Source organism: Streptomyces sp. NBC_01775 (assembly GCF_035917675.1).
Taxonomy (GTDB): Bacteria; Actinomycetota; Actinomycetes; order Streptomycetales; family Streptomycetaceae; genus Streptomyces.
On the sequence record NZ_CP109104.1, the window covers coordinates 4,124,105 to 4,138,018 of the forward strand.

6 protein-coding genes are annotated in these 13,914 nt (G+C 71.6%); 5 read left to right on the forward strand and 1 reads right to left on the reverse strand.

The window, feature by feature from the left end:
• Positions 1 to 269: 269 nt before the first annotated feature.
• The 5 genes from OHB04_RS18345 to OHB04_RS18365 all read left to right on the forward strand — a co-directional run bounded on the left by OHB04_RS18345 (position 270) and on the right by OHB04_RS18365 (position 10,657).
• A complete protein-coding gene (locus tag OHB04_RS18345; RefSeq protein ID WP_326807820.1) occupies positions 270 to 2,822 on the forward strand; it encodes an NACHT domain-containing protein in 2,553 nt (850 codons plus the stop codon).
• A 78-nt stretch (positions 2,823 to 2,900) separates the two neighbouring features.
• Positions 2,901 to 4,124, forward strand: coding sequence for a helix-turn-helix domain-containing protein (locus OHB04_RS18350; protein WP_326807821.1), 1,224 nt, complete (start codon positions 2,901 to 2,903; stop codon positions 4,122 to 4,124).
• A gap of 465 nt (positions 4,125 to 4,589) precedes the next feature.
• Positions 4,590 to 4,718: a hypothetical protein gene (locus OHB04_RS18355; protein ID WP_326807822.1), complete on the forward strand. Its 129-nt coding sequence runs from the start codon at positions 4,590 to 4,592 to the stop codon at positions 4,716 to 4,718.
• Positions 4,719 to 4,792: 74 nt separating this feature from the next.
• The gene (locus OHB04_RS18360; protein WP_326807823.1) at positions 4,793 to 7,972 is read left to right on the forward strand and encodes an NACHT domain-containing protein; all 3,180 of its coding nucleotides are present in this window, start codon (positions 4,793 to 4,795) and stop codon (positions 7,970 to 7,972) included.
• 90 nt (positions 7,973 to 8,062) lie between these two features.
• Positions 8,063 to 10,657 carry an NACHT domain-containing protein gene (locus OHB04_RS18365; RefSeq protein WP_326688779.1) on the forward strand — a complete coding sequence of 865 codons (2,595 nt, stop codon included), beginning with the start codon at positions 8,063 to 8,065 and terminating at the stop codon, positions 10,655 to 10,657.
• Between the two features lie 105 nt (positions 10,658 to 10,762).
• Here the strand turns inward: OHB04_RS18365 and OHB04_RS18370 are convergent, their stop codons facing one another.
• Complete coding sequence (locus OHB04_RS18370; RefSeq protein WP_326688780.1) at positions 10,763 to 13,288, reverse strand: ATP-dependent Clp protease ATP-binding subunit; 2,526 nt, start codon at positions 13,286 to 13,288, stop codon at positions 10,763 to 10,765.
• Positions 13,289 to 13,914: the final 626 nt, after the last annotated feature.

Consider the following 13,914-nt stretch of genomic DNA (forward strand, 5'->3'; position numbering starts at 1 on the left):
CATCAAGGGACCCAATTACTAAAGACCCCCGTAGTAGGCGGAGCGACCTGCGTCACTCGGCGCCCCGTGGTGGCGCCCAGCCCCGGCCCGTCCGCACCCCGAGCCCCTCACGGCTCCTATGCCGGGTAGTACACCCCTCTTCCCCTGTGCCTCACCTCACCCGGAGGCCCCGCCGAGTGTGGTCGCGCTCATATGACGCCGCTCACCTTGTCCGCTCACCTTGCGCCGATCCCCGGCACACATCGCCGCCGGTCACCTACGATCCGCGCATGGAGCCGTCGACCCTCGCAGCGCGCCTGGCCTCCAGTGCGGTAGCGCCCCTGGTCAGAAAGCTGTTCGTGGCCGAGGGACCGGGCGCGGGGCTGGTGGCGGAGCCCGTACGGATATCGGCGCGGCTCTCCTTCACCGGCGAGCGGCGCACCCTGTCCGAGCGGGAGCTGCGCAAGCTCGCCGAGGAGCTGGTGGCCCGCTCCGTACACGCGGCGGGGCCGCACGAGGAAGCGGACGCGGTCACCCGCGCCGAGCTGGCCGACGCGCTGGTCACGGCCCTGCACAGCCTCGGCGACCTGGACATGGACGACGTACAGGCCGTGCGGCTGGGCCCCGAGGGGCTGGCGGCCCGGCTCGCCACACCCCGGGGGCTGTCCGAGGCCGCCGAGGCGCGCTTCCGGCCGCTGCTGCACACCGCCTGCCTGCACATCCTGCACTTCTTCACCCAGCGCTCCACCTTCGTCGCGCGCACCGTCACCGAGCAGGCCCGCGCCCTGGACCACCTCATCGCCGCCACCGACCTCCTCATCGAGCGCCTCCCCTCGCGCACCGCCGAGGACGCCCGCTTCGAGGAGCGCTACGCGCAGCACATCGCCCGCAAGCACGGCGAGCTGGTCATCTACGGCCTGGACCTGCACCACGGGCGGGAGTGGCGGCTCGATTCGACATACATCTCCCTGGAGGCCACCTCTCTGGAGGCCGCGCAGGAGGCGGGCCCGCCGCTGCCGGCGGACCGGGCCCTGGCCGGGCGCGAGCGGGTGCTGCTGCGCGGCGGGGCCGGAAGCGGCAAGACCACGCTCATCCAGTGGCTGGCGGTGGCCACGGCCCGGCAGGAGTACGACGAGCACCTCGCCCACCTCCTCGGGCGCGTCCCTTTCGTGCTGCCGCTGCGGCGCGTGGTGCGCGAGGGGCTGCCGCCCACCCCCGACCGCTTTCTGCACGCCGTGGGCAGCTCCCTGGCCGGATCCCAGCCGCCCGGCTGGGCGGACAGGGTGCTCGGCGCCGGACGCGGGCTGCTGCTGGTCGACGGGGTGGACGAGCTCCCCGAGCGGGAGCGGGAGGCGGTACGGCGCTGGCTGCGGGAGCTGGCCGCCGACTTCCCCGGCAACCTGTGGCTGGTGACCGCGCGCCCCTCCGCCGTACGCGAGGACTGGCTGGGCCCCGAGGGGTTCGCCGAGCTGTCGCTGGCACCGATGTCGCGCGCCGACGCCGCCGCGTTCATCCGCCGCTGGCACTGCGCGGCCGACGCGGACCCGGGCGCCGCCGAGGCGCTGCTGGCCGCGATCCGCTCCAGCGGCGACCTGCGGCGGCTGGCGGTGAATCCGCTGATGTGCGGACTGCTGTGCGCGCTGAACCGGGAGCGGCGCGGCGCGCTGCCGTACGGGCGCCGGGAGCTGTACGACGCGGCGCTGTCGATGCTGCTGGAGCGGCGGGACACGGAACGCGGCATCGCGGCCCCGGACGATCTGCGGCTCTCCAAGGAGACCCGGATCCAGATCCTCCAGAAGCTCGCCCACTGGCTGATCCGCAACGACCGCGCCGAGATGAACCGGGCCGACGCGGTGGCGCAGGTCGGCAGGGCACTGGCCGTCATGCCGCAGCTGCGCGCCGAGCCCGAGACGGTCTTCCGGCACCTGCTGGAGCGCTCCGGCCTGCTGAACGAGCCCGCCGAGGGCCGGGTCGCCTTCGTCCACCGCACGTTCCAGGACTACCTGGGCGCGAAGGCCGTCGTGGAGGAGGGCGACTTCCCTCTCCTGCTGGACAACGCGCGCCGCGCCCAGTGGGAGGACGTGGTGCGGATGGCCGTGGCGCTGGGGCGGCCCGCCGAGCGCGAGCGGATCCTGACGGGGCTGACCGAGCCGGACGAGAGCGGCGAGGTGGGGCTGGAGGAGCTGGTGCTGGCCGCGTCCTGTCTCGAACACGCGGTGGAGATCTCCCCCGCGGTCCACGAACGGATCCTCACGCTGACCTCCCGGCTGCTGCCGCCCGCGACCCGGGAGCGCGCGCGGACGGTGGGCCGTGCGGGGCCCGTGGTCCTGGGGCTGCTGCCGGGCCCCGAGGACGTGTCGGAACTGACGGCGGAGCACGCAGAAAACATCGTCATCACCGCCACCCGCGTCGCCACCGACGCGGCCCTCCCCCTCCTGTCCCGCTACGCGGCACACCCCGGCCTGGGCGTACGCCGTCAACTCGCCTGGGCCTGGCGCAGGTTCGACACCGACGCGTACGCCGAGCAGGTCATCTCGCGCCTCGCGGAGACGGACCTCTATTTCACCGCCCACACCACCGCGCACCTGCGCGCCCTGAAGGCCCTGGGCGGCCGGGCGCGCGTCCAGCTCGTGGGGGAGTTCGACATCGGGGAGCTGACGGAACTGCTCGTACCCGAAAGGCTGACCCACCTGTGGCTCACCGGCCCCGAGCCGTCCGACGGCGCGTGGCTGTCGGCCTTCCCGCGGCTGAGCACGTTGGTGCTGCCCGAGGACGCCCCGGAGCACCGGCCGGGTACGGTGCCCGGTCACCTCACCGTCGTACGTGGTCAACTCCCCGGCTGAAGATCCTCCTTCGCGCAACATCAGGTCCGTACCACCCGGGTACTTTGCAGGTGTCTCTCACGGAACGGGATCACCACCATGCCCCAGCCCGATGACGCCCACATCGGAGCGCGGATCGCCGCCCACCGCAAAATGGCGGGCTACACCCAGCACGGTCTCTCCGCGCACGCCCATCTCTCGCTCGGCTGCGTCCGCAAGGTGGAGCGCGGCGAGCGGCTGCCGACCGCCGGGGTACTGACCGCCGTCGCGCGTGCCCTGCGCACCACGGTCGAGGACCTGAGCGGCCAGCCCTACCGGCGTGAGCCGCGCGACGACCGGGTGCACGCGCCGATCACCGCCGTACGCGCCGCGCTGCGCCACTGGGATCTGCCCGGCGACTGGTTCCAGCTGCCCCGTCCGCTGCCCGTGCTGAAGGCGGAGCTGCGGATGGCCTCCACCTACCGCCTGGCGGGGCGCCTGACGCAGCTGGGCACCGGGCTGGCCGGGCTGCTGGAGGAGCTGACGGCCGCCGTACACCTGCGCGAGAACGCGGCCGAGCGCCGGCAGGCGGCCCGGCTGCTGGCGCTCGCCTACGACCTGACGCACACCCTCGCCTACCGCCTCGGCTACCCCGACCTGCGCGGCCAGGTCGAGGACCGGCTGCGGTGGGCGGCCGGTCTGGCGGGGGACCCGCTGCTGGTGGCGCTCGCGGACTACAAGCGGGTCGAGGCGTTCAAGTCGGCACACGAGTACGACGCGGGGCTGCGCGCGATGGCGGTGGCCCGCGAACGCCTGAGCGAGGCAGCCCCGGCGGCCGACGACGCGGCCTTCGTGACCGTGCTGGGCGGGATGCGGCTGCGCGAGGTGACGATAGCGGCCAGGATGTACGACGCCGAGGCCACCGCGCACCATCTGGAGGAGGCCGGGGCGCTCCTCGGCCGGCTGCCGACCGGGGAGGACCGCAGGCACCACACCCTGGTGTTCGGCTCCGGCAACCTGGCGATCCACGAGATCCAGGCCCGGCTCGAACTCCAGCACATGTCCGAGGCCGAGCGCCTCATCCGCACCACGCGCCTGCCCGGCACCCTCCCGCCCACCAGGGTGAGCGCCTGGCACATCAACGCGGCCCGCGTGCACCTCGCGGCGGGCAAGCGCGAGCGTGCCCTGCGCGAACTCCAGCACGCGCGGCGGGCATCCCCGCAGATCACCCGCTACAAGCCGATGGCGCGGGACACGGCCCTGCTGCTGATGATGAAGTACCGCCGCACGACAGAGGAAGTGCGCTCCCTCAACACCTGGTTCGGCCTGGAGCCGTCTGCGTGACGGGGCCGGGATGTCCGGCGCGTCCGGGAGATCCGGAGGGCCAGGAACACCCGGAGCGCCCGGAGCGCCCGTCAAGCGGGGCACGCGCGAAAAGTACCCCGCCTTGGGGTACTTCCGCCCTTCCCACGGCGGAAGGCTTGGAGCCAGCAAGTGCCCCGTGTCCCGCGCCGCAGACGGGCGGCGGCGGGCCGCCGGGCGAGGCACCAGCCGCCGCAGGAGCACGACCATGCGTCAGGCCGTCCATCGGCTCCAGGTCCCGGCGTCCCCTCCGGGCGGCGCCGCATGATGACGATCAGCGTGTACCGCGTACGCCCGGACGGCACCCGCGTCCGCGTACTGCCCCGCACCACCGTGGCGCCCAGGGACCCCGAAAGACCGCCACCGCCGCTCTCGTTCCCGCCCTGCCGCTGTGCGCGCTGCCTGCCCCTGCCTCACGACGGAGGATCGCCCGCGCCGTCCCGGCCGATGCCACCGACCCCGGTCCTGGCCAAGGGGACGGCCAAGGATCTGGCCAGGAAAGCGGCCAGGGACATGGCCAAGGAGTCCGCCAAGGAGGCCGCTTCCGCCCGGGCCGTCATCGACGCGGAGACCTGATCGTTCTACGCTGCTCGCCGTAAGCGACCCCGTACTGCGGGGAGTTGGCCGAGCCGGGTGGCGGGGGTAAGCGGATGGATGCCGGGGTGGTGGGGGCGCGGATCGCCTCCGGCGTGGTGGCGCCGCTGGTCAAGAAGCTGTTCGTGGCGGAGGGAGCCGGGGCCGGGCTGGTGGAGGCCCCCGTCCGGATCTCGGGCCTCGTCTCCTTCACCGGGGAGAAGCGCACCCTCACCGAGCGGGACCTGGAGAAGCTCGCGGCGGAGCTGGTACGCCGCGCCGTACGGGACATCGGGCCGCACGAGGCGCCCTCTCCCGGCGAGACGGAGCGGGCCGTCCAGCGGCTCGCCCTCACCCTGCACGCGCTCGGCGACATCGGCCTGAGCGACGTGGAGGCCGTCCACCTGGGCCACACCGACTTCGCCCGCGCCCTGCACGCCCAGGCCACCACGAGCCACCCGCGCCCCCACCCCTCGCACCTGGACCCCACCCCGGCGGAGGACACGCTCTACCACCGGGTACTGGACACCGCCTGCCTGCACATCCTGCACTTCTTCACCCAGCGCTCCACCTTTGTCGCCCGCACCCTGGTCGAGCAGAGCCGCCGGCTGGGCGAGCTGATCACCCTCGTCGACGTCCTCATCGAGCGCATCCCCTCCCAGTCGGCGCGGGACGCGGAGTTCGAGCAGAGCTACGCGCGCTACATCGCCAACAAGCACTGCAAGCTGACCATCTACGGCATCGACCTCCAGCAGGCCAGCGAGTGGCCGCTGGATACCGCCTACCTCAGCCTGGAGGCGGCCCCGTCCGTCGAGCGGCCCGGCACCGACGACCCCGCCTGGCAGGCCGCCGCCGAGCCGCAGCCCGTCGACCAGGCGCTCTCCGGCCACCACCGGGTCCTGCTGCGCGGCATCGCGGGCTCCGGCAAGACGACGCTGGTGCAGTGGCTCGCCGTCACCACGGCGCGCCAGGCCGAGCTGACCGGACGGCTCGCACACCTGATCGGCCGGATCCCGTTCGTGCTGCCGCTGCGCAGCCTCACCCGTGGCGGGGCCGAACTGCCGGTGCCCGCCGAGTTCCTGGCCGCCGTCGGCTGCCCGCTGACCGGCTCCCAGCCGCCCGGCTGGGCGGACCGGGTGCTGGCGGCCGGGCGCGGGGTACTGCTGGTCGACGGCATCGACGAGGTACCCGAGGAGGAGCGGGAGCGCACCCGCCGCTGGCTGCGCGACCTGATCGCGGCGTTCTCCGGCAACCTGGTCCTCGTCACCTCCCGTCCCTCCGCCGTACGCGAGGACTGGCTGGGCCGCGAGGAGTTCACCGAGCTGTCCCTGTCCCCGATGCGCCCCGCCGACGTGGAGGTGTTCATCCACCGCTGGCACACGGCCGCCGAGGCCGGCGGCGAACTGGAGGAGGCGCTGCGCGACGCCGTACGCGCCAAGCCGGACCTGGGCAGGCTCGCCACCAACCCGCTGATGTGCGGCCTGATCTGCGCCCTCCACCGCGAGCGGCGCGGCTTCCTGCCGCGCGGGCGCAAGGCCCTCTACGACGCGGCGCTCAGCATGCTCCTGGAGCGCCGCGACCGCGAACGCGCGATGCACACCCAGCCCGGCGCGATCGAGCTGGACGAGGAGTCCCAGGTCGAGCTGCTCCAGAAGCTGGCGTACTGGCTGATCCGCAACGGCCGCTCCGAGATGGAGCACGCCGACGCGCTCGACCTGCTCGGCCGCGTCCTGCCCTCGATGCCGTACGCCGCGGGACAGGGCCCGGCGGAAGAGATTTTCCGCCACCTCCTCGTCCGCTCGGGGCTGCTGCGCGAGCCGGCGCACGGGGCTGTGGAATTCGTCCACCGCACCTTCCAGGACTACCTGGGCGCCAAGGCAGCCGTGGAGGAGCGCGACTTCGACCTGCTGGCCCGGCACGCGCACCTGGACCAGTGGGAGGACGTGATCCGCATGGCCGTCGCCCACGCACGCGCCGACGAACGGGCCCGTCTGCTGCGCCGCCTGGTCGAGCGCGGCGACACCGAACCCGAGGTCCGCACCCGCCTCCACCTGCTGGCGATGGCGTGCCTGGAGCACGCGACAAAGCTGGACCCCTCGGTGCGCGCCGATGTGGAGACCCGCGCCCAGGCCCTCATCCCGCCGCGCAGCCTGGACGAGGCGAAGGCGCTGGTCCAGGTGGGGCCGGTGGTGCTGGAGTTGCTGCCAGGGCCGGAGGGACTGGAGACGGACGAGGCACAGGCAGTGGCGCACACGGCGGCCCAGCTGGGCACGGACGCGGCGCTCGTCCACCTCACCCGCTTCCGCTCCCACCCCGACCGGGCGGTGCTCGACCAGCTCGGCGGGCACTGGGACCGCTTCGACACCGACGCGTACGCCGAGGAGATCATCAGCCATCTCAAGCGCAGCCCCGCCGCGCTCATCGTCGTACGCACCCGCGAGGAGCTGGCCCGCTGGAGCGAGCTGGGCGGCAGCGAACGCGTCCGGATGACCGGCGACTTCACGCTGGAGGAGATCCTGGACGCCGCCCCGGTGGGGAAGCTCAAGATGCTGGGCATCGCCCGCAACCCGGTGCTGACCGACCTGAGCCTTCTGTGGGCCTTCCCGAACCTTGAGGAACTGCACTTCTTCGACTGCCCGCACATCCGGGACCTGTCCCCGCTGGAATTGCTGCCGCTGAGGGCGCTGGCGCTGGAGGAAGTGCCCGAGCTGGCCGAGCTGGGCCGGTTGACCGAGCTGGAGCTGCTGTACATCAAGGAGGGGGTCCCGTGGCCCGGCTGGGACGGACTGCCGCCCGCGCCGCGCCTGGAGACCCTGCACATGCCGCACGATGTGCCGGACCTGTCGGGCCTCTCGGCGTTCCCGAAACTGCGGAGCCTGAGCTTCGACTTCAACACGTCGGGGTTCACGGTGCTGGAGGAGGACGACTGGCAGGCCCTCGCCGAACACCCCGGGATCAAGTTCCTGTCCATTGACGGGTGGGCGCTCACGGAGTCGGAAAGGCCGCCCCGGCCCCTCACCGGCCTGACCGCGCTGCACCTGGACGCGGACGTCCGGTGCTCTTTGCACCCGGACGACTTCCCGTCGGTGACACACCTCTCCTTGACCGAGCCGCGCGCCGAGACGGATCTGGCGACGTCAGGAACTCTTCCGAGCCTCCGTCACCTCACCCTCTTCCGCCCCGACAAGCGCCTCGACCTCACCCAACTCCCCCCACACATCGAGGTCACCGTCATCCCCCGCCCCCGCAGAGCCTGACGCGAACTCAGGGTGACCGAATCCACACAGGCGGCCTAGGCTGGATCTCGACCAGTCAACCCCCTGCCCCCGTCAGGGAGCCCGCACGCCATGGATCCCGCAGTCCGCCTCGCGTCCACCGTCGCCGATCCCCTCGTCAGCCAGCTCCTCCTACCTGTCGAAGCCACCCCCGACAACGCCCAGACCGAGGACGAACTCCTCGCCCGGCTCGTCTCGTTCAGGGGCGAGTCGCCACCGATGTCCTACGAGTCGCTGCTGTCGCTCGTCGGGGAGCTGGTCGCGCTCACCGCGTCCGGCTACCGGCTGCTGCCGCAGGACGAGGCGCCCGTCGCCGGCGTGCTCTCCCGCACGCTCTGGATCGCCGGGGAGCTGGACACCACCGATGTGCAGGCCGTCCGCCTGGGCCCGCAGGACTTCGCGCGCAAGCTGCGCTCCGCCGTGCCCGGGGCCGACCGGGAGCTGAGCCCGGACGCCGCCTGGTTCCACGACCGGCTGCTGGTCACCGTCTGCCTGCATCTGCTGCACCACCTGATCCGCCGCTCGCCGCGCCTGGCCGAGCGGATGCCCGAACGCGCCCACCGGATTCGCCAGTTGATCGACCTGAACGATGTGGAGGCCGTACGCGGCCGTCCTGAGCCATCCGCCATAGACGCCGAGTTCGAGGTGCGCTACGCCCGTTCGGTGGTCGAGCAGTACAACCGCGTGACCATCTACGGCATCGATCTGCCCAACCCCAACACCCCCGACAGCTGGTCCCTGGACGCCACCTACCTCAGCCTCAGCGCGGAGTTCGACAATCCGGAGGACCGGACCGAGACGGCACCGCCCCGCGCCGACGGCGACAGCGGCGAGCCCGTGCTGCCCGCCGACCGCGCCCTGGGCGGACACGAACGGGTACTCCTGCGCGGCGTGGCGGGCTCCGGCAAGACGACGCTGGTGCAGTGGCTGGCCGTCTCCACGGCACGCGACGCGCTGCCGCCGGAGCTGGCGTCGCTGCGCGGCCGTATCCCGCTGGTGCTGCCCGTGCGCCGCTTCGCCCGCGAGGGCTTCCCACCACCGGATGACTTCCTGCGGGCCATACGCCACCCCCTGGCCGACGAGGCGCCCGACGGCTGGGTCGCCAGGGTGCTCACCGAAGAGCGCGGGCTGCTGCTGGTGGACGGGATCGACGAGGCCCCCGAGTCGGAGCGCACGGCCCTGCGCGGCCAGCTGCGCCGGCTGATGCGCATCTACTCGGGCAACTTCTGCCTGGTCACCGCCCGTCCCTCGGCCGTGGAGCCCAACTGGCTGGCCGACGAGGGCTTCGACGAACTGGCCCTGGCCCCGATGAACCGCGACCAGGTCGCCGCCTTCATCACCGCCTGGCACGCGGCGGCCGGCGACGACGAGGGCAAGGACCACCGCCGCCTGGAGGAGTACCGCGATCGGCTGCTGGCCTCCATCCCGCTCTACCGCGAGCTGCGCGGCCTGGCCACCAACCCGCTGATGTGCGGCCTGATCTGCGCCCTCAACCGCGACAGGTCCGGCTCGCTCCCCCAGGGCCGCAAGGAGCTGTACGAGGCGGCGATGGAGATGCTGCTCCAGCGCCGCGACCCCGAGCGCCGGGTGCTGTACGCCGACGCGGTGAAGCTACAGCGCGGCGCCCGCGAGCGGCTGCTGCGCAAACTGGCCTACCGGATGCTCGTGGACCGCAGGGTCGAGCTGACCATGGACGAGGCGCTGGAGGAGATCGCCCGCCAGCTGCCCGCCATCCCCTCCACATCCGGCCAGGGCGCCCCCGAGGACATCTTCAACCACCTCCTGCTGCGCACCGGGCTGCTGCGCGAACAGTCCGACCGCGCCGTGGAGTTCGTCCACCGGACCGTGCAGGACTACCTCGCGGCGAAGGAGGCCGTCGATCAGGGCGCCTTCGATCTGCTGCTCGCCCACGCGCACGAGGCGGAGTGGGAGGAGGTCATGAGGATGGCCGTCGCGCACGCCCGCCCCGGCGAGTGCGCGAAGCTGCTGGGCGGCCTGCTGGCGCCGGGCCGCACCGGAATGCAGCGCAACCGCCGCCGGCTGCTGGCCGCCGCCTGCCTGGAGCATGTGACGGAGCTGGATCCGGACACCCACGCCCGCATCCGCCGCGAGACGCGCCACATGGTGCGCCCGACGACCGTGGAGGCGGCCCGCAGTCTGGGCTGGGTGGGGCCGATAGTGCTGGAGATGCTGCCCGATCCCTCCCGGGTCACCGACCGCGAGGCGCACCGGCTCGCGGTCACGGTGACCCGCATCAACGACGACGCCGCCATCCACTACCTCGCGCAGCTGCGCAACCGCGCCTCGCTGGAGCTGCGGGCCGAACTCGCGCGCGGCTGGCACAACTTCGACACCGACCGCTACGCCGAGGAGATCATCGGGCACCTCGACCCGGAGGGGCTGTACTTTCCCGTCTCGGACCGCTTCGAACTGGCCGCGCTGCGGAAGCTCGGAGGGAGGTCGCGGGTCCAGATCGTCGGCCAGTTCACACCCGACGAACTCCTGGGCGGGCTCTCCCATGACCAGCTCACCCACCTGTGGCTGGCCTACGACCTCCGCGTCCCCATGGGCTGGCTGGCCGCCTTCCCCCACCTCACGACGCTCCGCGTCAACCCCCGCCTGCCCCGCGTGAACGGTGTCCCGGACGGCATCCGGATCCTCAGCTGACTCCTCAAGCTCCCCCAGCCCCGAAAGAAACCGGAAGGGGAGGGGCAGGGGCCGAAAACAAAGCGGGACCGACCACAAAGGTCGGTCCCGCTCAGGCGTGAAGCGTCAGGCTTCCTTGGAGAGGTTGGGCCCGCCACCCGCGGCGGACTCGACCGGCGGAGCATCCGGCAGAGCCGACTTCTCCTCACCCCGGAAGGTGAAGGTCTTCGACTCGCCCTCCCCCTCGGTGTCCACGACCACGATGTGTCCGGGCCGCAGGTCGCCGAAGAGGATCTTCTCGGAGAGGATGTCCTCGACCTCGCGCTGGATGGTCCGGCGCAGCGGCCGGGCACCCATCACGGGGTCGTAGCCCTTCTTCGCGAGCAGCTCCTTGGCATCGGTGCTCAGCTCGATGCCCATGTCCCGGTCCTTCAGCCGCTCGTCGACCTGGGCGAGCATCAGGTCCACGATGCGGATGATGTCGTCCTGCGTGAGCTGGTGGAAGACCACCGTGTCGTCGACACGGTTGAGGAACTCGGGCCGGAAGTGCTGCTTCAGCTCGTCGTTGACCTTGGCCTTCATCCGGTCGTAGCCGGCCTTGGTGTCGCCCTGTGCGGCGAAGCCGAGGTTGAAGCCCTTGGAGATGTCCCGGGTGCCGAGGTTGGTCGTCATGATGATGACCGTGTTCTTGAAGTCGACGACCCGGCCCTGGGAGTCGGTCAGGCGACCGTCCTCCAGGATCTGCAACAGCGAGTTGAAGATGTCCGGGTGCGCCTTCTCGACCTCGTCGAAGAGGACCACGGAGAACGGCTTGCGCCGCACCTTCTCGGTGAGCTGGCCGCCCTCCTCGTAGCCGACGTATCCGGGCGGGGAGCCGAAGAGCCGCGAGACGGTGTGCTTCTCGCTGAACTCCGACATGTCGAGCGAGATGAGCGCTTCCTCGTCCCCGAACAGGAACTCGGCCAGCGTCTTGCTCAGCTCGGTCTTACCCACACCGGACGGGCCGGCGAAGATGAACGATCCACCGGGGCGCTTGGGGTCCTTCAGACCCGCACGGGTGCGCCGGATCGCCTGGGAGAGCGCCTTGATGGCGTCCTCCTGGCCGATGACGCGCTTGTGCAGCTCGTCCTCCATGCGCAGCAGGCGGGAGGACTCCTCCTCCGTCAGCTTGAAGACCGGGATGCCCGTGGCCGTGGCCAGGACCTCGGCGATCAGCTCCTCGTCCACCTCGGCGACGACATCCATGTCGCCGGCCTTCCACTCCTTCTCGCGCTTGGTCTTCTGCGCGAGAAGCTGCTTCTCGGTGTCCCGGAGGGAGGCGGCCTTCTCGAAGTCCTGCGAGTCGATCGCGGACTCCTTGTCCCGGCGCACGTTCGCGATCTTCTCGTCGAACTCGCGCAGGTCCGGCGGCGCGGTCATCCGGCGGATGCGCATCCGGGAGCCGGCCTCGTCGATCAGGTCGATGGCCTTGTCCGGAAGGAAGCGGTCCGAGATGTAGCGGTCCGCGAGCGTCGCGGCGCCGACCAGGGCGGCGTCCGTGATGGAGACGCGGTGGTGCGCCTCGTAACGGTCGCGCAGACCCTTGAGGATCTCGATGGTGTGCGGCAGCGACGGCTCCGCGACCTGGATGGGCTGGAAGCGGCGCTCAAGAGCGGCGTCCTTCTCCAGGTACTTGCGGTATTCGTCGAGCGTCGTGGCACCGATGGTCTGGAGCTCGCCGCGGGCCAGCATCGGCTTGAGGATGCTCGCCGCGTCGATCGCGCCCTCGGCGGCGCCCGCGCCGACCAGGGTGTGCAGCTCGTCGATGAACAGGATGATGTCGCCGCGCGTGCGGATCTCCTTGAGCACCTTCTTCAGGCGCTCCTCGAAGTCACCGCGGTAGCGCGAGCCGGCGACCAGCGCGCCGAGGTCCAGGGTGTAGAGGTGCTTGTCCTTGAGGGTCTCGGGCACCTCGCCCTTGACGATGGCCTGCGCCAGCCCCTCGACGACGGCGGTCTTGCCGACGCCGGGCTCACCGATGAGCACGGGGTTGTTCTTCGTCCGGCGGGACAGGACCTGCATGACCCGCTCGATCTCCTTCTCGCGCCCGATGACCGGGTCGAGCTTGGACTCACGGGCGGCCTGCGTCAGGTTGCGGCCGAACTGGTCCAGAACGAGCGAGGTGGACGGCGTGCCCTCGGCGGGTCCGCCGGCCGTGGCGGCTTCCTTGCCACCCGAGTATCCAGAAAGCAGCTGGATGACCTGCTGGCGCACCCTGTTCAGGTCGGCGCCCAGCTTCACGAGGACCTGGGCGGCGACGCCCTCGCCCTCGCGGATCAGCCCGAGCAGGATGTGCTCGGTGCCGATGTAGTTGTGGCCGAGCTGAAGTGCCTCGCGGAGCGACAGCTCCAGCACCTTCTTGGCACGGGGCGTGAAGGGAATGTGGCCGGACGGAGCCTGCTGGCCCTGCCCGATGATCTCCTCCACCTGCTGGCGGACAGCCTCAAGCGAGATCCCGAGGCTCTCCAGTGCCTTAGCGGCGACACCCTCACCCTCGTGGATCAGGCCCAGAAGGATGTGCTCGGTGCCGATGTAGTTGTGGTTGAGCATCCGGGCTTCTTCCTGAGCCAGGACGACAACCCGCCGCGCGCGGTCGGTGAACCTCTCGAACATCGTTAATCGCTCCTCAGAGCGGTCAGGCAGTGAGGGGACGCTCCCCTCGCTGTCCTTCCGCAGCTTAGTCCCGCAACGGGGGACCGCTCATTCCAACTGCCGACTGCGGCCCGGTCGACCCGATCGATCATGCGCCTCCTGCCCCGGACAGCCGACAACAGTTCCAACCCGATAGTGCGAGACGATGTTCCCGCAGGCCAGGCGTATTCACCTGGATCCACTACGCCGACGGCGAACGCCCCCGTACCGACACGCCCGCCTCTCGTGCGCACCGCCGCTCCGCACCCCCGTTCCGCCCGCTGTCACCTGGGCTTCCGGCCCGTCAGAGCCTTCTTACCCGCTCAGTACGACAGTCCATGCGGCCTTGGACGGATACGGACCCGCGCATCCGCTGTCGGCGAACAGCCGGACATTCGTCCGGGCCCGCGCTCGCAAATCAAGCACCGTGAGTAGTTACCCTCAACGCAGCGTCACAACATCGGCGTTCGGGCGGGCACCTGGGAGGCCGCCACCTGCCTGCGGCCTCCCGAGCCGGGTGCGCACCCGGGACCCTGCCCCGGGCTCCCTCTCGTGCTGCTGGCGAGTGCGGTGGAAGAGAGGGGCCCACCGCCCCCTGGTCCGGCCCC

What these genes read in the sequence shown, in the direction of transcription:
- OHB04_RS18345 (WP_326807820.1), top strand. Translation starts at nt 270, where the DNA reads ATGGAGCCGTCGACCCTCGCAGCGCGCCTGGCCTCCAGTGCGGTAGCG.
- OHB04_RS18350 (WP_326807821.1), top strand. Translation starts at nt 2,901, where the DNA reads ATGCCCCAGCCCGATGACGCCCACATCGGAGCGCGGATCGCCGCCCAC.
- OHB04_RS18355 (WP_326807822.1), top strand. Translation starts at nt 4,590, where the DNA reads ATGCCACCGACCCCGGTCCTGGCCAAGGGGACGGCCAAGGATCTGGCC.
- OHB04_RS18360 (WP_326807823.1), top strand. Translation starts at nt 4,793, where the DNA reads ATGGATGCCGGGGTGGTGGGGGCGCGGATCGCCTCCGGCGTGGTGGCG.
- OHB04_RS18365 (WP_326688779.1), top strand. Translation starts at nt 8,063, where the DNA reads ATGGATCCCGCAGTCCGCCTCGCGTCCACCGTCGCCGATCCCCTCGTC.
- OHB04_RS18370 (WP_326688780.1), bottom strand. Translation starts at nt 13,288, where the DNA reads ATGTTCGAGAGGTTCACCGACCGCGCGCGGCGGGTTGTCGTCCTGGCT.